The organism is Microbacterium sp. MYb45, from assembly GCF_002979655.1.
Lineage (GTDB): Bacteria > Actinomycetota > Actinomycetes > Actinomycetales > Microbacteriaceae > Microbacterium.
On record NZ_PCPG01000002.1, the window covers coordinates 254,123 to 276,812 of the forward strand.

General features: G+C 68.4%; 23 protein-coding genes. 9 read left to right on the top strand and 14 right to left on the bottom strand.

Annotated features, from left to right (window positions below):
* Positions 1-6 precede the first annotated feature (6 nt).
* On the bottom strand, positions 7-1,263 hold the full coding sequence (locus CQ034_RS07645) for an ABC transporter substrate-binding protein (RefSeq protein ID WP_105710556.1): 1,257 nt from the start codon (positions 1,261-1,263) through the stop codon (positions 7-9).
* Between the two features lie 248 nt (positions 1,264-1,511).
* On the opposite strand from CQ034_RS07645, the gene CQ034_RS07650 reads away from it, so the two are divergent.
* The 3 genes from CQ034_RS07650 (at position 1,512) to CQ034_RS07660 (ending at position 4,927) form a co-directional block, all read left to right on the top strand.
* Entirely contained in the window at positions 1,512-2,462 is a 951-nt protein-coding gene (locus tag CQ034_RS07650; RefSeq protein ID WP_105710557.1) for a carbohydrate ABC transporter permease, read from the top strand.
* Positions 2,459-3,313 (top strand): carbohydrate ABC transporter permease, encoded by an 855-nt coding sequence (locus CQ034_RS07655; RefSeq protein ID WP_105710558.1) that lies wholly within the window; start codon positions 2,459-2,461, stop codon positions 3,311-3,313. The genes CQ034_RS07650 and CQ034_RS07655 overlap by 4 nt, the downstream gene beginning before the upstream one ends.
* Positions 3,314-3,379: 66 nt before the next feature.
* Entirely contained in the window at positions 3,380-4,927 is a 1,548-nt protein-coding gene (locus tag CQ034_RS07660) for an alpha-N-arabinofuranosidase (protein WP_105710559.1), read from the top strand.
* 4 nt (positions 4,928-4,931) lie between these two features.
* On the opposite strand, the gene CQ034_RS07665 is transcribed toward CQ034_RS07660, so the two are convergent.
* From CQ034_RS07665 to CQ034_RS07685, 5 genes are read right to left on the bottom strand one after another with little or no spacing between them, the layout of a single operon-like run.
* Positions 4,932-6,020: an alkene reductase gene (locus CQ034_RS07665; protein ID WP_105710560.1), complete on the bottom strand. Its 1,089-nt coding sequence runs from the start codon at positions 6,018-6,020 to the stop codon at positions 4,932-4,934.
* Positions 6,021-6,058: 38 nt separating this feature from the next.
* Positions 6,059-6,556 (bottom strand): MarR family winged helix-turn-helix transcriptional regulator, encoded by a 498-nt coding sequence (locus CQ034_RS07670; RefSeq protein WP_029262195.1) that lies wholly within the window; start codon positions 6,554-6,556, stop codon positions 6,059-6,061.
* A 53-nt stretch (positions 6,557-6,609) separates the two neighbouring features.
* Positions 6,610-7,065, bottom strand: coding sequence for a MarR family winged helix-turn-helix transcriptional regulator (locus tag CQ034_RS07675; protein ID WP_105710561.1), 456 nt, complete (start codon positions 7,063-7,065; stop codon positions 6,610-6,612).
* Between the two features lies 1 nt (position 7,066).
* Positions 7,067-8,833, bottom strand: a complete 1,767-nt coding sequence (locus tag CQ034_RS07680; protein WP_105710562.1) for an MDR family MFS transporter — start codon at positions 8,831-8,833, stop codon at positions 7,067-7,069.
* Positions 8,834-8,863: 30 nt separating this feature from the next.
* Positions 8,864-9,841: a DMT family transporter gene (locus tag CQ034_RS07685; RefSeq protein WP_258134125.1), complete on the bottom strand. Its 978-nt coding sequence runs from the start codon at positions 9,839-9,841 to the stop codon at positions 8,864-8,866.
* A 34-nt stretch (positions 9,842-9,875) separates the two neighbouring features.
* Here CQ034_RS07685 and CQ034_RS07690 point away from each other — a divergent pair, with 34 nt between their 5' ends.
* Positions 9,876-10,490 carry a TetR/AcrR family transcriptional regulator gene (locus CQ034_RS07690; protein WP_105710564.1) on the top strand — a complete coding sequence of 205 codons (615 nt, stop codon included), beginning with the start codon at positions 9,876-9,878 and terminating at the stop codon, positions 10,488-10,490.
* A gap of 33 nt (positions 10,491-10,523) precedes the next feature.
* On the opposite strand, the gene CQ034_RS07695 is transcribed toward CQ034_RS07690, so the two are convergent.
* Positions 10,524-11,312: a hypothetical protein gene (locus CQ034_RS07695; RefSeq protein WP_029262191.1), complete on the bottom strand. Its 789-nt coding sequence runs from the start codon at positions 11,310-11,312 to the stop codon at positions 10,524-10,526.
* Positions 11,313-11,458: 146 nt separating this feature from the next.
* Between CQ034_RS07695 and CQ034_RS07700 the strand changes: the two genes are divergently transcribed.
* Positions 11,459-12,349, top strand: a complete 891-nt coding sequence (locus CQ034_RS07700; protein WP_258134126.1) for an alpha/beta fold hydrolase — start codon at positions 11,459-11,461, stop codon at positions 12,347-12,349.
* A gap of 1 nt (position 12,350) precedes the next feature.
* Here CQ034_RS07700 and CQ034_RS07705 read toward each other — a convergent pair whose 3' ends face one another.
* Positions 12,351-13,112 carry a glycosyltransferase family A protein gene (locus CQ034_RS07705; protein WP_105710565.1) on the bottom strand — a complete coding sequence of 254 codons (762 nt, stop codon included), beginning with the start codon at positions 13,110-13,112 and terminating at the stop codon, positions 12,351-12,353.
* A 115-nt stretch (positions 13,113-13,227) separates the two neighbouring features.
* Here CQ034_RS07705 and CQ034_RS07710 point away from each other — a divergent pair, with 115 nt between their 5' ends.
* From CQ034_RS07710 to CQ034_RS07725, 4 genes are all read left to right on the top strand, one after another.
* Entirely contained in the window at positions 13,228-13,965 is a 738-nt protein-coding gene (locus CQ034_RS07710; RefSeq protein ID WP_105710566.1) for a GDSL-type esterase/lipase family protein, read from the top strand.
* Between the two features lie 36 nt (positions 13,966-14,001).
* Positions 14,002-15,174 (top strand): sensor histidine kinase, encoded by a 1,173-nt coding sequence (locus tag CQ034_RS07715; protein WP_181156243.1) that lies wholly within the window; start codon positions 14,002-14,004, stop codon positions 15,172-15,174.
* The gene (locus CQ034_RS07720) at positions 15,171-15,827 is read left to right on the top strand and encodes a response regulator transcription factor (RefSeq protein WP_105710568.1); all 657 of its coding nucleotides are present in this window, start codon (positions 15,171-15,173) and stop codon (positions 15,825-15,827) included. Before CQ034_RS07715 ends, CQ034_RS07720 begins: the two co-directional genes overlap by 4 nt.
* A 91-nt stretch (positions 15,828-15,918) precedes the next feature.
* A complete protein-coding gene (locus tag CQ034_RS07725) occupies positions 15,919-17,025 on the top strand; it encodes a hypothetical protein (protein ID WP_105710569.1) in 1,107 nt (368 codons plus the stop codon).
* 143 nt (positions 17,026-17,168) lie between these two features.
* On the opposite strand, the gene CQ034_RS19415 is transcribed toward CQ034_RS07725, so the two are convergent.
* The 6 genes from CQ034_RS19415 to CQ034_RS07750 all read right to left on the bottom strand — a co-directional run bounded on the left by CQ034_RS19415 (position 17,169) and on the right by CQ034_RS07750 (position 22,680).
* Positions 17,169-17,390 (bottom strand): hypothetical protein, encoded by a 222-nt coding sequence (locus CQ034_RS19415; RefSeq protein ID WP_146114817.1) that lies wholly within the window; start codon positions 17,388-17,390, stop codon positions 17,169-17,171.
* Positions 17,391-17,563: 173 nt separating this feature from the next.
* Positions 17,564-17,752 carry a hypothetical protein gene (locus CQ034_RS07730; protein WP_091028620.1) on the bottom strand — a complete coding sequence of 63 codons (189 nt, stop codon included), beginning with the start codon at positions 17,750-17,752 and terminating at the stop codon, positions 17,564-17,566.
* A gap of 136 nt (positions 17,753-17,888) precedes the next feature.
* Positions 17,889-18,260, bottom strand: a complete 372-nt coding sequence (locus CQ034_RS07735; protein ID WP_105710570.1) for a hypothetical protein — start codon at positions 18,258-18,260, stop codon at positions 17,889-17,891.
* A 63-nt stretch (positions 18,261-18,323) separates the two neighbouring features.
* The gene (locus CQ034_RS07740; RefSeq protein ID WP_181156244.1) at positions 18,324-20,933 is read right to left on the bottom strand and encodes an alpha-L-rhamnosidase; all 2,610 of its coding nucleotides are present in this window, start codon (positions 20,931-20,933) and stop codon (positions 18,324-18,326) included.
* Positions 20,930-21,790: a carbohydrate ABC transporter permease gene (locus CQ034_RS07745; RefSeq protein WP_105710572.1), complete on the bottom strand. Its 861-nt coding sequence runs from the start codon at positions 21,788-21,790 to the stop codon at positions 20,930-20,932. The genes CQ034_RS07740 and CQ034_RS07745 overlap by 4 nt, the downstream gene beginning before the upstream one ends.
* Positions 21,787-22,680 carry a carbohydrate ABC transporter permease gene (locus CQ034_RS07750; RefSeq protein ID WP_105710573.1) on the bottom strand — a complete coding sequence of 298 codons (894 nt, stop codon included), beginning with the start codon at positions 22,678-22,680 and terminating at the stop codon, positions 21,787-21,789. Before CQ034_RS07750 ends, CQ034_RS07745 begins: the two co-directional genes overlap by 4 nt.
* Between the last annotated feature and the right edge of the window lie 10 nt (positions 22,681-22,690).

Consider the following 22,690-nt stretch of genomic DNA (forward strand, 5'->3'; position numbering starts at 1 on the left):
ACGGAGTCAGCCCGCCAGGGCCGCCTCCATCTCCTGCTGCGCCGTGCGGAGCAGCTCCGCGGGGTCGCCCCCGGCGAGCGCTTTCTGCGTGGCGGTGTCGAGCGCGGTGAGCACATCGGTCGACGGGATGACACCCGGCAGGAGTGCGGCACCGTATTGCGACTGCTCTGTGAGGGCCGACACGACGGGGTTCTCCGCCACATCCTCGGCCGTAACCTCCGACGTGAGCGGGGGCCAGCCGGAAGCGAGCGACCACGTGACCATGTTCTCCTTCTGGTAGAACCAGGTGAAGAACTTCTCGGCCGCCGCCTTCTCCTCCGCTGACGCCTGAGCGGTGATGCTCATGTCGACGGCGAGAGCGGAGGCCACGATGCCGTCAGGCCCGGCCGGGAGCGGCGCGATGCCGTAGTCGATGCCCGATTCTTCGGAGACGGTGGCGAGCCACGGCCCCCCGAGGGTCATCGCGACCTTCCCCGCGCTGAAGAGTCCGTCGGCGTCGGCGCCCGTGATGCCCGTCGGCGAGAACTTCCCGGCCGCGACGGCATCGGCCCAATAGGTGAGCGTCTCGACGTTCTCGGGCGAATCGACCACGACGTCACCGTCGGCGGTCACGACATCACCACCGCCGCTCTTGAAGAGAGACGGCCAGACGCCGTTGCCCACGGTCGCGTTGTCCTGGAGGGCGAGCCCGTACTGCTCGGGCTCACCGTCTCCGTTCGCGTCGACGGTGAGCGCGGTCGCGGCAGCGACCCACTCGTCCCACGTCGTCGGCACGGAGACGCCGGCAGCCTCGAACATCGCGGTGTTGTAGAACATCGTCAGCGGGGTGAAGCTCAGCGGAGCCCCGAAGCGCTCGCCGTCGACGATGCCGGTATCGACAGCACCGGGGTTGAGGACGTCCGCGGCGCTGTCGCTCTCGTACCAGTCGTCGAGAGGCTGGAGTGCGCCTTTCGACGCGAAGACCGGGATGTTCTCGGGAGGGATCGCCATGAGCTGCGGCCCCTTCTTCGCGGTCAGCGCGGGCAGAGCCGAGTCCAGGAGCGTCGCCCAGGGCTTGACCGACGGCGTGATCTTCACCTCGTCCTGCGACTTGTTGAACTCGGCGACGAGGTCATTCAGCACCTCGCCATCCGCTTCCGTGTAGCCGTGCCAGAAGTCGAGCTCGATCACTCCACCTTCCGCGGAGGGGGCGCCGGCCGACGAGCAGCCGGCCAGGGCGAGCAGAAGGACGCTCGCGAATGCTGCGGGTAGTGCTTTCTTCATCAGGGGAACCTCCACTGTTCGACCACTCTGTCGGCGCGGAGGACGGGTGTCCTCATCATCGCTTTACAACGTTGTAAGTAAACGTTATAGACGTTATGGTTCTCGATGTTCCGGCAAAAGTCAAGCCGCTCCATCCGTGTCCGCACCGGCGCCCGCTCGCGATCATCCGCCACCCCGGGACGGAGAGTTGACGAGCCGCCCTCGAGGTCTTTACTGTGTGGGTTACAACGTTGTAGAAAGAAGTGACAATGACCGCCACGGCTTCCCCACCCGCCCGTCGCCGCCGTCCGCCGGCGCAGCTCGGCGGACGCGGCCCGATCGGAGGAGCGGCGAAGCGCCGCCTGACGATCCTGGCCTTCCTCGTGCCGGCTCTGACGATCCTCGCCCTGTTCGTCTTCTGGCCGATGCTGTCTGCGCTCAGGCTCTCGTTCACCGATGCGAGCGGCTTCGGACTCGAGGAGTACGTGGGCTTCGCGAACTACGTCGAGGTCTTCACCGACCCCGAGATGCTGCAGGCGATGAGCAACACGGTGCTGTACACCGTCCTCTTCACGCCGGTGGCCGTCGTGCTCGCGCTCCTGCTCGCCCTCGCGCTCAACAGCCCGAATCTGCCGCTGCGAGGCATGTTCCGCACGTGGCTGTTCCTGCCGTTCATCGTCTCCCTCGCCGTCGCCGCGTTCGCCTGGCAGTATCTTCTCGACCCGCAGGTGGGCCTCCTGAACTACTGGCTGCAGGCATTCGGCATCCGCATCGGCAACGTGCTCCAGGATCCGGTACTCGCGATGCCGACCGTTGTCCTGGTCGCCGTGTGGAAGAACTTCGCGTTCTACATGATCGTCTTCCTCGCCGGGCTCCAGGAGATCCCGAAGAGCCTGTACGAGGCGGCCAACATGGACGGAGCCGGCCCCATCGCCCGCTTCCGCAACGTCACCCTCCCCCTGCTGGGCAACACCACAGGATTCGTACTCATCATCGCGACCATCGCCGCGCTCCAGGCCTTCGACCAGATCTATGTGCTCACCGGCGGTGGACCGTACCGCAGCACGCAGACGATCGTCATGCAGATCTACCAGTCCGGGTTCCGTGACCTCGAGCTCGGCTTCGCCTCTGCGGTGTCGTACGTGCTGCTCATCGCGACGCTCCTGCTGAGCCTCGTCCAGTTCGCCCTCTCGGGCCGTCGAGCGAAGGACGCCGCATGACCGACATCGCCACATCCCGACGCCGCCCCACGCGACTGCGTGTCGGACGCGGGCTCTACTTCCTGGCGATGCTGTTCGTCACACTCCTCATCCTGCTGCCGATCCTCATCATCGTCTTCACCGCCTTCAAGCCGGTGTCCGAGGTCAACGCCTTCCCACCCTCGCTCGTTCCGGGGACGTGGACATTCGATAACTTCGAGCGGATCTTCACGGACCTGCCGTTCGCCCGACTGATCTTCAACAGCTTCGTCTTCGCGGGCGGAGTCACGATCTGCGCACTCGTCTTCGATTCTCTGGCCGCCTACGTCCTCGCCCGCATCGACTTCCGTGGAAGTCGTGTGCTCCTCGTCGTGATCGTGGCGAGCCTCATGATTCCGTTCCAGGCGACGCTCATCCCGATCTACCAGCTGGTCTCGGACTTCGGCTGGGTGAACACGTTCTGGGGCCTCATCATCCCCCGCGCGGCAGACGCCTTCGGGATCTTCTTCCTCCGCCAGTTCTTCCTCTCCCTCCCGCGCGACCTCGACAACGCCGCCCGCATCGACGGAGCTTCGGAGTTCCGGATCTTCCGCAGCGTCGTGCTCCCCAACGCTGTCCCCGCCCTTCTCACACTGGGCATCTACACGTTCGTCAACAACTGGAACGATCTGCTGTGGCCGCTCGTCTTCACGACAGAGCAGGAGATGGGCACCATCACCTCCGGGCTCACACTGCTCACGGGACCGAGCGGGATCATCCCCTACGGCGTCATGATGGCCGGCTCCCTGATCGCCGTGGTGCCCCTCGCGATCATGTTCCTCTTCGTCCAACGGCGCTTCATCGAGAGCGTCGCGAGCACCGGACTCAAGTAGACCCACCATCCGCACGCCGGCCGCGACCCGCTCGAAGGGCCGCGAGAATCCGACCGAAAGGCAGAAATGACCGCCGCACGATTGACCTTCGACCCCCAGCTTCCGGTCGGAGCTGTGAACCGACGAGTCTTCGGCTCCTTCGTGGAGCACCTCGGCCGATCCGTCTACGACGGCATCTACGAGCCCGGACACCCGAGCGCCGACGCCGAGGGCTTTCGCTCCGACGTGAAGGCGCTGGTGTCCGAGCTCGGGGTGAGCGCGATCCGCTACCCCGGTGGCAACTTCGTATCGGGGTTCCGCTGGGAGGACAGCGTGGGCCCGCGCTCGCAGCGCCCCGCCCGACTCGACCTCGCCTGGCATTCGGCGGAATCGAACCAGGTGGGCCTGCACGAGTTCGCGACGTGGCTCGACTCCGTCGGCAGTGAGCTCATGCTCGCCGTGAACCTGGGCACACGCGGCACACTGGAGGCGCTCGACCTCCTGGAGTACACGAACCTGCGATCGGGCTCGGCACGGGCGGTGGAGCGGGCAGCCAACGGCCGCACCGAGCCGTTCGACGTGCGGATGTGGTGCCTCGGGAACGAGATGGACGGCCCATGGCAACTCGGTCACCGCTCGGCGGACGACTACGGCAAGCTCGCCGCCCAGACTGCTCGCGCCATGCGGATGTTCGATCCCACGCTCGAGCTGGTCGTCTGCGGCTCTTCGAGTCGCTCGATGCCGACCTTCGGCGACTGGGAACGCGTCGTCCTCTCGCACACGTACGACGACATCGACTACATCTCCTGCCACGCGTACTACGAGGAGAAGGACGGAGACCTCGCGAGCTTCCTCGCGTCGTCGGTCGACATGGACGAGTTCATCGAGTCGGTGATAGCGACCATCGATCATGTCAAGGCGGCGAAGCGCAGCGATCACGTCGTGAACATCTCGTTCGACGAGTGGAACGTCTGGTACAACACCCGGTTCGAGACCGTGGACAAGATCACCGGTGCGCAGAACTGGCCGACCGCGCCGAGGCTCCTCGAAGACGCGTACTCCGTGGCGGACGCCGTGGTGGTGGGTAGCCTCCTCATCTCACTGCTGCGCCGGGCGGACAGGGTGACCAGCGCCTCGCTCGCTCAGTTGGTCAATGTGATCGCCCCGATTATGACGGAGCCCGGCGGCATCGCCTGGAAGCAGACGACGTTCTTCCCGTTCGCCGTCACCTCGGAGCTCGCATCCGGGCAGTCGATCCCCACGCACATCGAGTGCGATCTCTATGAAACCGACGCCTACGGGAGCGTGCCGGTCATCGACGCCGTGACCACGTTCGACGCCGCCACAGGCAGCGTCAGCGTGTTCCTGGTCAACCGATCGCAGACCGACCCGGTGACACTCTCTTTCGATATCGCGGACTTCGGCACGGTCCTGGAAGCGTCTGCACGCACCCTCAGCGACGACGATGTCTACGCCGTGAACACGCTCGAAGATCCGGAGCGCGTGACCCTTCGCCAGAACGAGACTCTCGTCCACTCCGAAGGCGTCGCGGTCGTCGAGCTGCCGCCCGTCTCGTGGACGGCCATCAGTCTGCGCGTCGCACCGGCAACTGCCAAGGAGGGCGCATCCCGATGAGCCCTCAGACCCCGGCGCGCACGCTCTCCAGCGAGGGGTAGTCCGTGTACCCCTCGGCGGTCCGCCCGTAGAACAGCTGCGGGCGCGGGTCGTTGAGCCCGGTCCCCTCCCGCCACCGCTCGACCAGGTCGGGGTTGGCGATCACGGGGCGTCCGGCGGCGACGGCATCCGCCCATCCGTCATCGACCAGCGTCTCGGCATCCTCCCGGGTCGTGACGACACCGAAGCCGGTGTTGATGATCAGCGGCGTGCCCGCCGTGCGCCGGATGTGCTGCACGAGCTCGCTCGTCGGTGCGGCACTCAGCACATCGATGAAGGCGAGACCGAGCGGGGCGAGGCCCTGGGCGACGGCGGCGTAGGTCGCGTGGACGTCCGCGTCGTCCTCTTCGAGCACGCCCTGGATGTTGTGCTGCGGCGACAGCCGGATGCCGGTGCGGTCGGCTCCCACCGCCGCCGCGACGGCTGTCGTGACCTCGATCGCGAAGCGGGCGCGGTTCTCGGGCGACCCGCCGTACTGGTCGTCACGGATGTTCGACACCGGCGAGAGGAACTCGTGGACCAGGTAGCCGTTCGCGCCGTGCACCTCGACGCCGTCGAAGCCCGCGGCGATCGCGTTGCGCGCGGCCTGCGCGAACTGCTCGACGACCTCGGGGATCTCGTCGAGGGTGAGCGCGTGAGCCACCGGCAGATCGACCTTGCCCACGGGCGTGTGCGTCTGACCCGGTGCGGCGAGCGCGCTCGGGGCGACCACGCGCGGCTGCCCCGAGATCTCCGGGTGCCCCACTCGGCCACCGTGCATCAGCTGCATGACGATCGTGCCGCCCGCCTCGTGGACCGCCGCGGTGACGGGCCGCCACCCCTCGATCTGGGCGGGCGTGACGATGCCCGGCTGGCCCGCATAGGACTTGCCCTCGGCAGCCGGCCAGGTGCCCTCGGAGATGATGAGGCCCTGACCCGCGCGCTGCCGGTAGTACTCCGCCATCACCTCGGTGGGCACGCCGTCGTCATCCGCGCGGGTGCGGGTGAGCGGCGCCATGACGACGCGATTGGACAGCTGCAGGGCGCCGAAGACGGCCGGATCGAAGAGAGTCACAGTGGGAGGTAAGGCTCGGGGCGAGCCTCGTATTCCCCTCAGTTGCCACCGAGGGCCGACAGCAGGTCGGCGAAGTGGTCGAGGTCGGCGGCCGTCCACTTGCGCAGCCGCTCGCCGATGCGGCCCTCGTAGCGGGAGCGGGCGACGGCGATCCGCTCCTGCGCCAGGTCGGTCGCGACGAGGACGCGTGCGCGGCGGTCCTCCGGATCGTGCACGCTCTCGACGAGTCCGAGCTGCTCGAGCTGACGCACCTGACGACTCACCGCCGACTTGTCGGTCTGCAGGTGCTCGATGATCGCACCCGCCGAGGTCGCCTTGCCTGTCGCGATCGACGTGAGCACCTGGTATCCCAGCGGCTGCAGTTCGGGGTGGACGGTCGCGGCGGCCTCGCGCCAGCTGATACGGATCCGCGCGAACAGACGGCCGAGTTCCTGCTCGACCCTGGTGACGGCCTGGTCGAGATCCGCCCCGCTCAGACGGCCCTCTTCAGAGGGAGATGCGGGGGCGTCGGCGGGGGCGTCGGACGAGGCGCTCATGCTCGCCAGTGTACGGCGAAGCCCCACTGTCGAACGTGACAGCGGGGCTTCACTCAGACCTCGGCGAGGAGTCGGAACACCTTGGATGCGGCCTGGATCTCGTCGGGCGTCAGCTCGTCGACCACGGCCTGCAGGCGTGTGCCGTATTCGCGGCGGACCTCGGCGAGCGCCTCGCAGGCCGACGGCGTCGCGCTCAGCACCCGGAGCCGCCCGTCCCGCTCGTCCGGCCGGGACTCGAGGAGTCCTGCCTCCTCCAGCATCCGCACCTGACGGCTGATGACCGACTTGTCCATCTCGAACCGCTCGGCCAGCTCATGCGCGTTCGCGGTGCCCGCCCGGGCGATGAATGTCAGCAGCTTGTACCCGGCCACCTGCAGCTCGGGGTGCACCCGAGCTGCAGACTCCTTCCAGAGCGACCTGGTCCTCGCGAAGATAAGGTTCAGGTGCGCCTGGAGGTCACCGAGCGCGCTGTCGACATCCGCCTGCTCGACCGCTTCGGGGGCGAGCATCTCAGCGCTCCTGGTCCCGATCTTCGCGTTCGAGGACGCGCACCGAACCGGTCGCGGGCGACGCGGACTCCGCACCCCCGAGCCGGATGGCCCCGGTGGAGAGCGACGCGCCGACCTCGGCCTCGGAGACCTCGATGACGGATTCCTCCGCCTGCTCGAGCATCTGCTCGGCGGCGTTCTTCGTCGACAACGGCTTGTTCTTGATGAACGCGATCGCGATGATGGCGATCACCGCGAGCGGGATGGCGATGATGAACGAGTCGGCGATGCCGTGGCCGTAAGCACCCTCGACGATCGTGCGGATCGTGTCGGGCAGCTGTCCGACCTTCGGCACATCACCCGAGGCGAGGTGCTTGAGCGCATCGACCTCGGCGGGGGTCGTCGGCGTGAAGCCCTCGAGCGAGTCGGTGATGTACGACGCGACGCTGGTCGACAGCATCGCACCCATGACCGTGACGCCGATGGTGCCGGCGATCGTGCGGAAGAAGTTCACGTTCGACGACGCGGCGCCCAGCTGCTGCGGAGCAGTGTCGTTCTGCACGATGAGCGTGAGGTTCTGCATGACCATGCCGAGGCCCGCACCGAGGATGAACATGTAGACGGCGACCAGCGGGAACGGGGTGTCGTAGCGCAGGGTGGCCATCAGGCTGACGCCGATGGTGGCGAGGACCGAGCCCGTCAGCATCCAGCCCTTCCACTTGCCGAAGCGGCTCACGAGCTGGCCGATGATGATCGACGCACCCATCTGGCCGATGATCATCGGGATGGTCATCAGGCCGGACTCGGTGGGCGTGGCGCCACGAGCCAGCTGGAAGTACTGCGCGAGGAACACCGAGGTGGCGAACATCGAGACGCCGATGGCGATCGAGGCGATGACCGACAGCGTGAAGGTGCGGTTGCGGAACAGCGACATCGGCACGATCGGTTCCTTGACGAAGAACTCGACCGTGATGAAGGCGGCGATCGCGACTCCGGCGATGACGGCGAGCATGATGCTCGTCGAGGAGTCCCAGTCGAACTGGCTGCCGCCCATCGAGACCCAGATGAGCAGGGTCGAGACGCCGACCGCGAGGAGCACGATGCCGAAGTAGTCGATCGAGACCTTGCTGTCACGCTGCGGCTTGGGCAGGTGCAGCGTGAACTGCAGCAGGACGAGGGCGAGGATCGCGAACGGCACGCCGACGAAGAAGTTGGAGCGCCAGCCCCACACGTCGGTGAGGAGTCCGCCGAGCAGCGGGCCGCCGATGGTGCCGAGGGCCATGATGCCGCCGACGACGCCCATGTACTTGCCGCGCTCACGCGGGGAGATGATGAGGGCCACGGCGATCATGACGAGCGACATCAGGCCGCCGACGCCGATGCCCTGGATGACGCGGACCGCGATGAGCATGTTCGTGTCGGTCGAGAAGCCGGCGATCACGGTGCCGACCGTGAAGAGGATGAGCGAGATCTGCACGAGGACCTTGCGGTCGACGAGGTCGGCGAGCTTGCCCCAGATGGGGGTCGAGACGGCGGTGGCCAGAAGGCTCGCGGTGATGACCCAGGTGTACTGGGACTGGGTGCCGCCGAGGTCGGCGATGATGACCGGCATCGAGGTCGACACGACGGTGCCCGAGAGCACGGCGACGAACATGCCGACGACGAGTCCGGAGATCGCGGTGAAGACCTCGCGGGCCGAGCGGGTGGCTTCGGGTGCTGAGGATGGGGTGTGTGTCACGGGGGTAACGCTCCTGCGTAGAAAGTTGATCGAGGTCAACCATACTCCGATAGTTGCGAAAGCGCAACTATCGGAGGGTGTTCACAACTCCTCAATGAACGCGCGCGAAACCGAGCCCAGAGCCCCGGATCGCGAATCTCCCGACGATTCTGAGGAGTCATGCACGGCGCGCGTCTCGCTCACGAGCACCGCGGTCACACCGGCGGCGCACAGCACGAAGCCGAGGACGGTGAGCACCGTGAGCGGCTCACCCAGCAGCAGTGCTCCGGCCAGCGCGGTCGTCGGAGCGATCAGGAAGAGCAGCGCGTTCAGAGCCGTGATGCCGACCCGGCGCAGCAACCACCAGTAGAGCCCGTACGCGGCAAGCGTCGGGAAGACAGCGGCGAATCCGGCGGCGATCCAGAACGAGGCGGACGCCGGCGGCGCGAGGGCACCGAAGACTGCGGCGACCGGCACGAGAGCCAGTGCGGTCACGCTCACGTGGATGGTGAGCGTGACAAGCGTGCCCGTACGCGGTTCCGAACGGCGCTGGAGGAAGGTGCCGACGATGAGGCTGGCCATGGCGAGGGCAGGCCAGACGTAGGCGGCGGGGTGCGCCGCGGAACCCTCGAGCTGTGAGCGCACGACCAGCAGGACTCCCACGGCCCCGAGCAGGAGTCCAGCCCACTGCGCCGCGCGCACGCGAAGTCCGAGCAGCGGCCCGACCAGCGCTGCGACGACGAGGGGCTGCACGGCATCGATCAGCGCCGTGGTGCCGGTGGCGACGCCCGAGGCGATGGCCATGTACACCGCCGTGCAGTAGCCGAACTGGGCGAAGAGCCCGATGAGCGCCTGGCGCCCCAGGTCGCGCCGCGTGACGCCGCGAGCAGCACCGGTGGAGAGCACGATCGCGAGCAGGATCACAGCGAGAGGAACGAAGCGCCAGACGAGCAGCGTCAGCGGCGGCACCTCGACGGCGGCGATCGCCGGCACGAGGAATCCGGAGCTCCACGTGACGACGAACGCCACGGATGCCGCGACCGTCACCCCGACACGAACTATACCGATCTGTATACCCATTCCCCCGACTATACAGGTTGGTATAGTCGGGGACATGGCCGTCCCCGTTCCCGACCTCGCCCCGCTCACCCCTGGCGCGTCCCGCGTGCTCGACGCGGCGTCGCTGCTCTTCTACGAGCGCGGCATCCACGCGGTGGGCGTCGACACGATCGCCGAGGCCGCTGGCGTCACCAAGAAGACCCTCTACGACCGCTTCGGCTCCAAGGAGGCGCTGGTCGTCTCGTACCTGCAGCACCGGGATGCACGGTGGCGGACACACGTCGCCGAGCACCTGTCCCGCGTACCGGAGCCCGGCATCGAGCGCGTGCTCGCCGTGTTCGACGCGGCGATCACCTGGTCGGACGAGAACAGCCCGAAGGGGTGCAGCGCGATCAACGCACGCGCCGAGATCGGCGACGGCCACGACGGCCACCCGGTCTTCCCCGAAGTCGCGCGGCAGAAGGCCTGGCTGCTCGACCTCTTCGCCGAGCTCTGCCGGGAGGCCGGCGCCGCGGACCCCGACCTGATGTCGAAGGCCCTGATGCTGCTCTACGAGGGCGCCATCGTCACGGTCGGCATGGAGACGTTCGGCGCGCCGTTCGAGGTGGCTCGCGGACTGGCTCGCACGACGCTGGAGCGCGATCGGGGACTCCTCTCACCGGAACGATGAGAGGAACCCCCGACACACGGAGCGGAACCGCCGTCAGCTGGCGATCCAGTTGCCCTCCGAGTCACGGACGTAGCCGGAGATCTCCGCCTCGTGGACGAACATCGTGCCCGACGTCATCACGGCGAGGTTCATACCGGCGAACCGGGTGATGCCGCCGTCATCGGCGATCGCAGGGAGCCAGAACTCGGTGCTGTTGTCGTAATCCGATGCGGATGCCGCACAGTCCTGCACCAGCGTCAGGGTCGCGTAGTCGTCGGAGTGGTAGAGCCCGGGTGCGGCATCGGCGTCGTCGAGATCGGCGACCGGCACGGCGGCCATCAGCGGAGCCCACGCCGGCGTCGGCGTGAAGGGTGCGCCGATGCCGGCGACCTCCTTCAGCTCTTCGATGTGCGCGGGATCCGCGCCGTTCGCGAGCGCCTCCTCCTCGGTGCTCACGCCGAAGTCGCCGGTCAGCCGACGCTCGAACTCGTCCTCCGCCTGCGCCTCCCGCTCGGCCCGGGTCATCGACGGCTCCGTGAGCACGTCGGGCGCATCGCCCGCGTAGGTCATGGCGAGGTCGACGGCACAGTACTGCGCGCCGTCGAGCTCGCGGGGCGTGGCCCGCACCTCACGCACGAGCAGTGCGTCGGCATCGCTGCCCGCGGCCTCGATGAGAGCCTCCGGAACGCGGATGAGCAGCTCACCCGTGGTCGAATCGCCGTAGGCCGACTCGAACTCGAACACGCCCTGCTGCGGGCCCGCCGATTCCCCGGAGCATCCGGCGAGAGCGACCGCCGCGATCGCGGTGATCGTGAGGACAGGGACAAACTTCTTCGGCTTCATGGGCCGCCTTCCTTGTGCGCATGACCGGGCGCAGAGTCGCCCGGCGGCCCCGAGGGACTCTCTGCCCACTGTCGGCAGTGCAGGGAGATCCGACAGTGACGGCGCTCTTCCTTCTCGGCGGGCACCCCGAGCGGTACCGTGTCAGCGTGTCGACGGAATCGCGGAGTGAGCGGGCGCACATCGCCCCGGCAGACCTCGACGCGGCGATCGGCGACGTCGACTGGACGGTGCCGCCGCCCGGGTCGACGGCCTCGCGGTTCTCAGCGCCGAGCGGCGAGCTGGCCGTGGTGTCGCTGGGCGATCCCGCGCATCCGCGCGTGGTCCTGGTCCCCGGGGCGACCGGCTCCAAGGAGGACTTCGCCCTGATGCTGCCGCTCCTGGCGGAGGCCGGCTTCTTCGTGCAGTCGTTCGATCTCGCCGGGCAGTACGAGTCCCACGCCGCCGGCGCGCACACGAGCTACACGTACGAGCTGTTCATCGGCGACCTCATCGCCTTCCTCGAAGCCGACAGCCCCGCTCATCTGCTGGGGTACTCCTTCGCGGGCACGGTCGCGCAGCTGGTCGCCGTCCGTCGCCCCGACCTCGTGCTGTCCCTGGCGCTCCTGACCACTCCCCCCGGCGTGGGCAACGTGTTCGCGACCATGAAGTGGCTGGGCCCGATCGCGCCGATCGCGAGCCCACGTCGCGGTGCCGGTCTCATGATCTGGGGGATCGTGACGAACAAGAACCGGGTCCCGCCCCGGAGGCTCGAGTTCGTCCGCTCCCGGTTCGCGCTCACGCGCAGGCGCAGCGTCGACGAGATCGTCGGGCTCATGATGGCCGCCCCGGATGTACGTGACCGCGTGCGGGCGCTGCCGATCCCCAAGCTGGTCGTCGCCGGCTCGCACGACCTGTGGCCGCTGGCCGCCCACGAACGCTACGCCCACGACATCGGCGCCGACTTCCGCGCTTACGCGACCGGACACAGCCCGAGCGAGACCACTCCGCATCAACTCACGGCCGACCTGCTCGATCTCTACGCGCGCGCCGACGGCTGACTCAGCCGCGGAGGGCCTCCGCATCAGCCTCACGCCGCGCCCGTCGCCGCACGCGCAGCGGCTCCCGCGCCAGATGCAGCCGGACCGTGGGGAGCACGTAGCTCAGCCGACGTCGAAGCGACGCCCAATCCCGGAACGGGCGCGCCGACACCTCGACGACGAGACTCCGGTCCCGCAGCACCGTCATCTCCGGACGCACATGGAAGGACAGGTCGAAGTCGTCGTGGATGTTCTGCGGCTCCCGGTGCACCTCGCCGCTCAGCAACCGCCAGGTCTCGGCGCGCATCGCCATGTTGGAGCCGAACAGCGGGGCATGCCCGAGCAGCGGCGTGAGCACCGTGTACATGCCGCCGATGTAGAGGTGCTCCCCCATCCAGTGCACCAGCGGCGTGGAGCCGTAGAAGCTCGGGTCGCCGGTGAGGAAGTCGAGGCCGTCGCGGCTGCGGAAGATCCGCTCGATCCGCTCGATCCAGTCGGGCCTCGGGCGCGAGTCGGCATCCAGCCGCGCGATGATGTCGCCCGTCGCCGCGTCGTACCCCGCCGCGGACGCCCGGGGAATCCCCCGCACGGGCTCGGTCACGACGCGTGCGCCGAATCGCTCGGCGACCGCCACCGTGTCATCCGTGCTGCCGTTGTCGACGACGACGACCTCGTCGGCTCTGCGGGTCTGCCGCTCGAGAGCGCGCAGACACTGCTCGAGAAGGACGGCGTCGTTCCGCACCGGGATCACCACCGAGACGGAACGGGGGAAGACGGTCGTCATCGTTCTCCTCTCGTGCGTGCAGGCCTCGGAGACAGTCTCCCGCGTGCAGCCCCGTCAGACGGCGATTGAGAGAGGATGGATGGATGATCCGTGACGAGATCGGCAGATCGCTTCGATGACCGGCACGCGCCTGACCGGGAAACCCCTCGTCGCCATCGCGGCGGCGGTCGCTGCCTTCGCGGCCGTCGTCGGCGTCGTCTACAGACGCGTCATGTACCCGCCGCTGCCCCGCCCCCGGGAAGGCCGGATCCGGCTCGCCGCCGTCGGTGACAGCAACACCTATGGTGCAGGGATGCTGTTCCGAGGCCGGGGCCGCCGGTCCTACCCGGGCCGCCTCGAGCGGATCCTCGGCGACAGATACCAGGTGCTCAACTACGGCGTGAATCGGTGCACGCTGCAGCAGGAAGGCGACTGGCCGTACGACGCGACTCCCCAGGCCACGGCATCTCTGCACGCGGGGGCGGACATCGTGCTCGTCATGCTCGGCTCGAACGACGCCCGCGGCGATAACTGGAACGCGGAGCGCTACCAGACCCAGCTCGCCGCGTTCGTCGAGCGCTACCGCACGCGCGGCGCGACCGTCTTCCTGCTGACTCCACCCGTCGCGTTCCCGAATCGCCACGGGGTCCACGAGCGGATCATCGCCGAGGAGGTGGCCCCGATCGTGCGCGCCGTCGCGAGCAGGCTGGGGGTCGACCTGATCGATGTCTTCGACGTCACCCGCCGATCCGTCACGCGGCATCCGGACGGCATCCATCTCGATGCCCGCGCCAGCGCGATCGTCGCGGAGGCCGTCGCCGAAGCCCTCGTCCCGCCGACTGCGCCGCCGCTCGCCACTCACCCGGAGGGGTGATCCGCCGCCGCGAAGCCGCGTGAGAACATGAGGGCGATGCGGTCCGAGGCCTCTGTCGCGAGTCCCCGTCGGCACGCCTGGCTGCGTGTCGACGTCATCGTGGCGCTCATCGCCCTCGTGATCCTGCTGCCGTCGAGCATCGCGATCCTCACAGAGCCGGCCACGCGCCCCGAGCCCTGGATCCTCGCGCTCATGATCGCCCTGTACGTGGTGCTCCACCTCACGACACTGCTCGCCGTGCGGCACCCGGTCGCCGCGATCGTGATCGCGAACGCCGTCATGTGCGCACTCGTGCTCGTCCCGGGTATCCGCGCGGCATCCGGAGCCTTCCTCCCCTCGGCCGCGGCCTACCTGCTCGTCATCGGCCAAGTCGCCGCGCAGACCCGCTCGAGCGTGCGGATCGCGGCGCTGGCGGGCGGCATCTTCGGCGCCGGCCTCATCGCCTTCACCGAGCTTCGACTCGACGATCCGGAGCTCCGCCTCGGGGCGTTCCTCGGACTCAGCGGTGCGATCGCGGCGGCCTGGGCGCTGGGGCTGGTCCTGCGGGTGCGGCGTGACCAGGCCGAGGAGCGGATGGCGGCGCGCGTCTCGCAGGCGATCGCGGATGAGCGCGGACGGATCAACCGCGACCTGCACGACATCGTCGCGCACTCGATGACGGTGATGATCGCGCAGGCCGAGGTCGCCCGCACGGTGCGCGCCGACGACCCCGACCGGAGTGACGCTGCTCTCGGGATCGTCGTGGACACCGGCCGCGAGGCTCTGCGCGGAATGCGTTCGGTCGTCGCCGACGATGCCCCGCGTCAGCCGTTGCCCACCATCGACTCGCTGGAGGAGCTGGTCGAGGGCGTGCGCACTCCCTCGACCGACGTGCGGCTGAGCGAGTCGGGCACCAGAACTCCGCTTCGCGCCGATGCCGCGTTGGCCCTGCATCATGCGGTGCGCGAGGCGCTCACGAACGCGATCCGTCACAATGCGCCTCCGGTCGCCATCGAGGTGCGGATCGACTGGCGACCGGAAGGGGTGCAGGCAACGATCGAAGACGACGGAGGGTCGGGCCCGGTCGTGACCGATCTCGGCAGCGGCGTGGGCCTGGTGGGCATCACCGAGCGGGTGCGGCTCGCCGGCGGCACGCTCACCGCGCACGGACGGGATCTGCGGGGATGGGTCGTCACAGTGGATCTTCCGACCGAGAGGAGCATCGGATGACCCTGCGCATTTTGATCGTCGATGACCAGGAGTTGTTCCGCACCGCCATCGCGCTGATGCTCTCGCGCGATCCGCGCCTGTCGGACGTCGCCACCGCCTCGTCGGGAGAAGCGGCGATCGAGCACGTGCGGGCCCATACCGTCGACGTGGTTCTGATGGACATCCGGATGCCGGGGATGGACGGCATCGCCGCTACACGGGAGGTGCTGCGGCTCCGCCCGGCCACCCGGGTGCTGATCCTCACCACCTTCGACCTGGACGAGTACGTGTACGCCGCGATCCGCGAGGGGGCGAGCGGCTTCCTCACCAAAGACGCCAGCCCGGCGGAACTCGCGGATGCCGCCGTCGCCGTGGCCGCCGGCGAGTCGGTGATGTCGTCGCGCGCCACCGAGGCACTGATCGGATTCGTTCGCGACGGCGCCCCCGGAGCAGACCCGGCGTCGGCGCTCGCCGCCCTCAGCCCTCGCGAGCAGGAGGTCGCCCGCGCTCTCGCCACCGGCGCCTCGAACGACGACATCGCGCGCAAGCTGTTCCTCTCGGCGAACACGGTGAAGACGCATGTGAAGGCCGTGCTCGCGAAGCTCGGCGTTCCCGATCGGGTGCACGTCGTCATCTGGGCGTACGAGAACGGTCTGCTGCGCCCGGGACGCTGACCGCTCTGCGCCGGCAGGTTCACTCCTGCGGGTGAGGAGGATGACCCCTGCGGTCGAAGTCGGCGGCGGAACGCGTTCCTAGCGTGGAAGCATGTCCATTCCCACACGCATCATCGTCCTTCTCGCCGCCGCTGTCGGCGCCCTGGCCGTGACCGTCACCAGCCTCGTGAGGATGCTCACCCCCGGCACCGACGCACTGCCCTCGAGCCTCGTCGGCAACCTCGGTCACGGCGTCGAACTCGCACTCTCCCTCACGGGGGCGCTCGCCGCGCTCCTCGTATCCGTGTCCGCATTGGCGACTCGTGACCTCGCGAACCGCGCCGTGCCGCGGTGGCTCCTGCACGCGGTCGGTCTCGTGGCCGCGGGGATCCTCGCCGTCACGATGCCCGGAGGCGTGATCGCCGCGGCGGGTTACACCTTCGCGATGATGGTCATCGTCGGCGCCCTGGTCCTCATCATCCTCACGGTGCTGCGCCGTCCGCTGGTCGGCCTCCTGGTCGCCGCGGTGCTCGTCGGCGCCCTCACTTACGCCGCCATCGGGCTCGGGGCCGGGCCGCTCGTCCCACAGATCCTGGGCAGTTACGGCATGATCCTTCCGCAGGCCGGTCTCGCACTCGCCCATGTCGCCGCGGCCGCCGGCCTGCTGATCTGGATGATCGCCGACCCGTCGTCCCGCCGGAGCCGATTCGCGCGCGAGGTGCTCCGGCACCGCCGCGCGATCACGATCGTGGCGGCCGCGTGCGCTCTCCCCTACGCATTCGCCCGCGCGAGCTGGCTGACGCCCTGGCCGCTGTTCGGCGGAGGCGCGGAGATGTTCGCCGCAGACCCGTCCGTCCGTGCGCTCGGTCTCGCGCTCGGCGCGGCCATGCTCACCGGAGGCGTGCTCACGCTGGGCCTGATCCTGCCCTGGGGCGAGCGGTTCCCTCGCTTCCTCGCGGGACTCGGCGGGCGATCGGTGCCGCCCGGGCTGGCCATCGTCCCGGCGAGCGTCGTCAGCGTCCTGTTCACGGCCGCCGGCGTCCAGTTCGCGTTGGAAGGGGTGGGCACCGTGGAGAACTCCGTGTACGTGCTTCTGATGTTCCCGTTCTGGCTCTGGGGACCGCTCCTGGGTCTCGCCACCTGGGCCTATGCGATGCAGCGGGCGACGCCGGCCGCGGCGAAGCGATCGAACTCCCCCGCGGCGCGGGTCGCGGCCTAACCGGTCGGCGCCTCGGATCCGTCTTGGCGACGGCCCGGACTCGTCTCCCTCTGGCGGTCCTTGCGGAATTCGCCACCCGGGGCAAGAACAAGGGGACGACCAGTCCGGTCGTCCCCTCCTTCTGCGTGCTCGTCCGACTTGAATCAGTTCGGGGCTTTGCTGATCTTCGAATTCACGCGGTACCAGCGTGCGATGAGACAAATCCCCCCGACAACGAGGATTGCCCCAAAGACGAGAAAGAAGACCCGAAATCCAACTTCGGTTGCGATCGTCGCGTTGAGAAACGCGAGAGCTCCGCAGAAGAGAACTGCCACCCAGCCAGTGATGACTGCGCCTGATGGACGCGTGGTGCGCGCTTCGGTCACGTTGAACTCCTCACAACCTCGGAAATCTCTTGATCCAATTCCCGAATGACCCCGAAGTATAATGTTAGCGACTGGACTCAGCGTCAGTTCGCGCATGCATGCGGGCGTTCAGCGGTGATCAAGCTCACCATCCTGACCGAACGTCTCAACTGAGGCGTCGGCCAGGAGCGCGGTCAGCCGTCTTCGGGGTCCTCGGCGAGGACATCGGCGTCGTCGGTGTCGCCCCCGTCGCTCGGGACCACCGTGGGCGGGTTCCCCTTGCCGTCTTCGGCGCCGAGGTTGTCGTTCTCCTCTGCACCCGGGCCCGGCTCCGTGCTGATGTCGTTCCGGTCGGTGCGGATGTCGTCGCTTCCACCACTCATGTGCGTTCCTTCCCGTGGGCAGACGCCGCAGGCTCCGCGCATGCGGGGCGGCGTCCGTGTCGGTCCGACGCTACGGCGGTGCAGGCGCAGTGGCACGCCCCTTGACACCGATGCGATCGGCGAGCACCTCTCGCGGTCAGCCGCAGAACGCGGAGGCGGAGTTCTTGAGCTGCTCGATCGCCTCAATGGTCTCGGGCGCCTGCAGATCGGTCATCCCGCCGATCTTCTCCGCACCCGAGCGGATGAGGTCGCCCAGCTGACCGTCGGTGTTCTCGGCCAGCCCGTTGAGCGAGGCGACCAGGTCGTCGCGCGCGGCATCCGCCTGCTCGGCCGAGAGCTCCCCCTGATCGAGCAGGGACTGGTACTGCCCGTACGCGTCGTCGATGGTGGTGCAGGCAGCCTGCACGTCGACGCCGAGAGCGTCGCCCGCCATCTGCGTCACCTGCGAGCAGCCCGCCAGGATGAGGCCGGCGGCGAGCACGAGCGGGAGGACGAGGAATCGGCGCATGCCCCGAGGGTATCGGGGCATGCTGAAGTCGACCTGGTGATCAGCGGCGACGCGATGCCCGGATCACGCGGCGACCGTGTCGATCGCCGCGACGACGGTCTCGAACCGTCCACCCGATACGACGTACTGCTCGTCGAGACCCGGCACGCGGATCGTGCCCTCGACACCGGTGGGGACGGAGAGCGAGTACCGGATTCCTTCGGCCACACGCTCCCATGACCCTTCGATGAGTCCGTACGGCGACTCGAATGCCACCCGGGCATGTTCGAGATCACCTCCGGGCTGCGGTGCCCACTCGATCCTCCGGTATCCGGGTGCGGCCGGCGAGAGCCCCCCGATGACGCGGTGCATCCAGTCCGCGACGCTTCCGAGAGCGAAGTGGTTGAAGCTGGTCATCTCGCCGGGATTGATCGATCCGTCCGGGAGCATCGAGTCCCAGCGCTCCCAGATCGTCGTCCCGCCCATGCGCACGGTGTACAGCCACGACGGGCACTCGGTCTCGAGGATCAGGTCGTACGCCGTGTCGACGTGCCCGGTCTGCGACAGCGCATCGCTGATGACCGGGGTCCCTGCGAAGCCCGTCGCGATGCGGTTGCCGGCCTCGCGGACAAGCGCGGCGAGACGCCGACCCGCGACAGCCTCCTCGGTCACGCTCAGGAGTCCGAAGCGGATGGCGAGCGCATACGCGGTCTGCGCATCGGAGGTCAGCGTGCCGTCCGGCCGCACGTATTCGGCGCGGAAGGCATCGCGCGCCTCCTCGGCGATCCGCGCGTAGCGATCGGCGTCGGCCGCCAGACCGAGGAGCCTGGCGGTGTCGGCCAACCGTCGCGTCGAGAAGGCGAAGTACGCGGAGGCGACCAGGTACCTGTCGGTGCGCGCGTCGGCCGGATCGTGCGGCGGTGCCGCCGGGTCGAGCCAGTCACCGAGCTGATGACCGTCGCGCCAGAGCCGCGACGGCCCGGACTGCGTGATCATCCGCTCGACCCACTTCCGGCCGCTGTCGTACTGGCGGCGCAGCACGTCGAGGTCGCCGAACCGCTCGTGGAGCGTCCACGGCGTGAGCACCGAGACGTCTCCCCACACGGCCCCCGTCCGGATCGGGTTCCAGGTGGGGCCACCGGGAATCACCGGGACGAACCACGGGATGGTGCCGTCGGGCAGCTGCTCCAAGGCGACGTCGGTGAGCCAGTTCTCGAGGAAGCCGGCCGAGTCGTAGAGGAAGGATGCCGTGGGCGCGAAGACCTGCACATCGCCCGTCCAGCCGAGGCGCTCGTCGCGCTGCGGGCAGTCGGTCGGGATGCTGAGGAAGTTGCCGCGCATGCCCCACCGCACGTTCTCGTGCAGGCGGTTCAGATCGGGGTTCGACGTCTCCAACCAGCCGGTGCGGCGCATGTCGCTGTGGATGACGCGGGCGACCACGTCTCCCTCCCCGATCTCGTCGAGACCGGTGACCGTCGCGTACCGGAAGCCGTGGAAGGTGAACTTCGGCTCCCAGAAGCGCGGCTCGCCGCCGTCGAGCGTGATCAGATCCTGCGCGTCGGCCAGGCGCAGCGGCCGGATGCCGAGCTCGCCGTGTTCCAGCACCTCCGCATGGCGCAGCGCGACCACGTGCCCGGCCGGCCCGTGCACCCGGACGCGCAATCGCCCGACGAGGTTCTGGCCGAAGTCGAGCAGGTGAGTTGTGTCGTCGATCCGGGTGACGGTGACGGGGGCGAGTTCCTCGGTGCAGCGCACCGGCGGGAGCGCCGGGGCGACAAGCGTCGCCGGGTCGCGATGTCCGACACGCACGGGGCTCCATCCGTCGTCACCGGCTCCGGGGCGCGACCACCCGGGCCGCTCCTCGCGGGCATCGTGCTTCTCACCGTCGTAAAGGCCCGATACCAGGACCGGGCTCGGCGCGGCCGACCAGCTCTCGTCGGTCGCGACGACCGTCGTGGTCCCGTCGTCGTGCGTGACCTCCAGCTGGGCGATGAGGGCCTGGTCCGTGCCGTAGAGATCGCGGTAACCACCGTTGAAGCCGAGGCGGCCTCGGTACCAGCCGTCGCCGAGCCAGGCGCCGACGGTGTTCTCGCCCTCGACGAGCTCGTCGGTGACGTCGAAGGTCCAGTACACGAGACGCTCGTCGTACTTCGTCCACCCCGGTGAGAACTCGTGGTCGCCGATGCGCACACCGTTGATCTCCGCCTCGTAGAGCCCGTGCGCCGTGACGTACAGGCGTGCCCGGGAGACCGGGCGGTCGAGACGGAAGGTGCGCCGCACGAGGGCCGGACGACGGTCGGTGTCGGGCGTCTCGGGCCACGGCGCGCCGACGGGAGCGGCGACCCAGTCGGCGGCATCCATCAGCCCCGCCTCGGCGGTCGTCTGGTCGCTCCACGCGGACCAGCGCTGATCCTCGTCACGGACACGCACGCGCACGCGCACCTGCTCGCGAGAGGAGAGCGGCTCGAAAGGCCACGCCACGAGCACCTGGTCGGCATTCGTACCGGACGCGACGACCGTGCCGTCCGCGCGCTCGCACTCGAGCTGCCACCCGTGCTGCGTCCAGCCCTCCGGGGCTTCGGTCTTCCAGGAGAGTCGCGGCGCGCGAGCCCCCATCCCGAGGGTGTCGTCGATGTGCTCGAACCGGGGAGCGGAGACCTTCACGAACGTCCTTTCAGAGGTGGGCGCGCTCATCCCTTGACCGCTCCGGCCGTCAGGCCCTTCTGGATGCGCTGGTTGAGCACCAGGTAGATGATCAGGAGGGCGAACACGTTGATGCTGATGGCGGCGAACAGCGGACCGTACTGGGTCGTGCCGAACTGGCCGTTGAAGTTGAGCAACCCGACCTGCAGCGTGCGCAGGTCGCCGGAGTTGGCGAAGGTCAGCGCGATGAGCAGGTCGTTCCAGAAGAAGAAGAACTGCACGAGTCCGACCGTGAAGAGCCCGTTCTTCATCATCGGCAGCGCGATGGAGAAGAACTGTCGGTAGATGCTGGCGCCGTCGAGCGTCGCCGCCTCGAACACCTCACGCGGGATCGCCCGGAAGTACGTCGCCATCAGGAAGACCGTCAGCGGCAGGCCGGTGGCCGTGTACGTGATGATCAGCGGCCACAGCGAGCCGGTGAGTCCGAGTTGGAAGTAGGTGCTGAACAGCGGGAGCAGGATCATCTGCGTCGGCACCATGATGCCGGCGAGGAAGATGATGAGCACCCCGTTGCGGCCCTTCCATACGAGCACCTCGAGCGCGAAGGCGGCAGCCGTGCCGAGGAGCAGCATCAGGAAGAGGGACGGCAGCACCGTGATGGCGCTGTTGAAGAGGGACTGGCCGAGACCGGCCGTGTCCCAGGCGACGATGTAGTTGTCGAAGTTCCACTGCTCGGGCAGCGCCCAGGTGGGTGACTCCAGGAACTCCCGCTGGCTCTTGAACGAGCCCAGCAGCAGCCAGATCAGCGGGTAGCCGACGACGACCAGGAGCACGGCGACGAGCAGCCAGATGGGTGTGCGGCGGAGCATCCTCGTCGCACGGCGGGATACGGGTGTCGACGTGCTCATGCCACGCCTCCCTTCTTCGCCGTGCGGGCATTGGCACGGAAGATGAACACGGTCACGACGAGGCAGATGATGGTGAGCAGCATCGCGATGGTCGAGCCGTAGCCGTAGTTGCCGTAGGTGAAGGCGTTGTCGAACATGGAGATCGTGAGCGGGCTGGTCGAGGTACCCGGACCGCCGTTGGTCAGCGCGAGCACGCTGTCGAAGACCTTCAGGGTTCCGTTGATCGAGAAGATCAGTGACGAGATCAGCACCGGGGCGGAGAGCGGCAGCACCACGTGGCGGACGAGCTTCCATCCGCTGGCGCCGTCGAGGCGGGCCGACTCCAGCACATCCTCGGGGATGTCGATCAGCCCGGCGTAAAGGAGTACGCCGTAGAAGCCCATCGAGCGCCAGATGTCCATGATCGCGATGACGATGAACGCGCTCGCGCCGTCACCGAACCAGTCGACGGGGACTCCGCCGAGGCCCGACAGCATCGAGTTGACGACGCCCTCGGTCGGCGCGATCGAGAACAGCTGCTGGAAGAGCAGCGCGACGGCGACCGTCGGCATCACGACGGGGAAGAACACCAGGGTCCGGACGAGGCCGGAGGCGCGCTTGAGCGCGAAGACGTAGAGGAGCGAGAGCAGATACCCGAGCAGGACCTGCCCGATGGTCACGACGGCGGCGTACTTCAGGGTGAACAGCAGCGCGGCGTGCACCTCGGAGTCGCCGATCAGCCGGACGAAGTTGTCGAGGCCGACGAACTCGAAGCCGACGATGGCGTTGCCCTCGAACAGGGTGTAGCCCAGCGACCAGAACACGGGGATGAGCATCACCACCGAGTAGATGAGCAAGGCGGGGCCTAGAAGGATGGCGATCGCCTTGCGGTCGCCCAGCACGTTCTGCATTCGTTCTCCT

Coding starts and splice junctions, on each gene's coding strand:
- CQ034_RS07675 (WP_105710561.1), bottom strand. CDS start 7,065: ATGCTCGCCCCCGAAGCGGTCGAGCAGGCGGATGTCGACAGCGCGCTC.
- CQ034_RS07645 (WP_105710556.1), bottom strand. CDS start 1,263: ATGAAGAAAGCACTACCCGCAGCATTCGCGAGCGTCCTTCTGCTCGCC.
- CQ034_RS07740 (WP_181156244.1), bottom strand. CDS start 20,933: ATGAGCGCGCCCACCTCTGAAAGGACGTTCGTGAAGGTCTCCGCTCCC.
- CQ034_RS07730 (WP_091028620.1), bottom strand. CDS start 17,752: ATGAGTGGTGGAAGCGACGACATCCGCACCGACCGGAACGACATCAGC.
- CQ034_RS07655 (WP_105710558.1), top strand. CDS start 2,459: ATGACCGACATCGCCACATCCCGACGCCGCCCCACGCGACTGCGTGTC.
- CQ034_RS07705 (WP_105710565.1), bottom strand. CDS start 13,112: ATGACGACCGTCTTCCCCCGTTCCGTCTCGGTGGTGATCCCGGTGCGG.
- CQ034_RS07745 (WP_105710572.1), bottom strand. CDS start 21,790: ATGAGCACGTCGACACCCGTATCCCGCCGTGCGACGAGGATGCTCCGC.
- CQ034_RS07660 (WP_105710559.1), top strand. CDS start 3,380: ATGACCGCCGCACGATTGACCTTCGACCCCCAGCTTCCGGTCGGAGCT.
- CQ034_RS07685 (WP_258134125.1), bottom strand. CDS start 9,841: ATGGGTATACAGATCGGTATAGTTCGTGTCGGGGTGACGGTCGCGGCA.
- CQ034_RS07650 (WP_105710557.1), top strand. CDS start 1,512: ATGACCGCCACGGCTTCCCCACCCGCCCGTCGCCGCCGTCCGCCGGCG.
- CQ034_RS07735 (WP_105710570.1), bottom strand. CDS start 18,260: ATGCGCCGATTCCTCGTCCTCCCGCTCGTGCTCGCCGCCGGCCTCATC.
- CQ034_RS07695 (WP_029262191.1), bottom strand. CDS start 11,312: ATGAAGCCGAAGAAGTTTGTCCCTGTCCTCACGATCACCGCGATCGCG.
- CQ034_RS07750 (WP_105710573.1), bottom strand. CDS start 22,680: ATGCAGAACGTGCTGGGCGACCGCAAGGCGATCGCCATCCTTCTAGGC.
- CQ034_RS07725 (WP_105710569.1), top strand. CDS start 15,919: ATGTCCATTCCCACACGCATCATCGTCCTTCTCGCCGCCGCTGTCGGC.
- CQ034_RS07720 (WP_105710568.1), top strand. CDS start 15,171: ATGACCCTGCGCATTTTGATCGTCGATGACCAGGAGTTGTTCCGCACC.
- CQ034_RS07715 (WP_181156243.1), top strand. CDS start 14,002: ATGCGGTCCGAGGCCTCTGTCGCGAGTCCCCGTCGGCACGCCTGGCTG.
- CQ034_RS07670 (WP_029262195.1), bottom strand. CDS start 6,556: ATGAGCGCCTCGTCCGACGCCCCCGCCGACGCCCCCGCATCTCCCTCT.
- CQ034_RS07710 (WP_105710566.1), top strand. CDS start 13,228: ATGACCGGCACGCGCCTGACCGGGAAACCCCTCGTCGCCATCGCGGCG.
- CQ034_RS07690 (WP_105710564.1), top strand. CDS start 9,876: ATGGCCGTCCCCGTTCCCGACCTCGCCCCGCTCACCCCTGGCGCGTCC.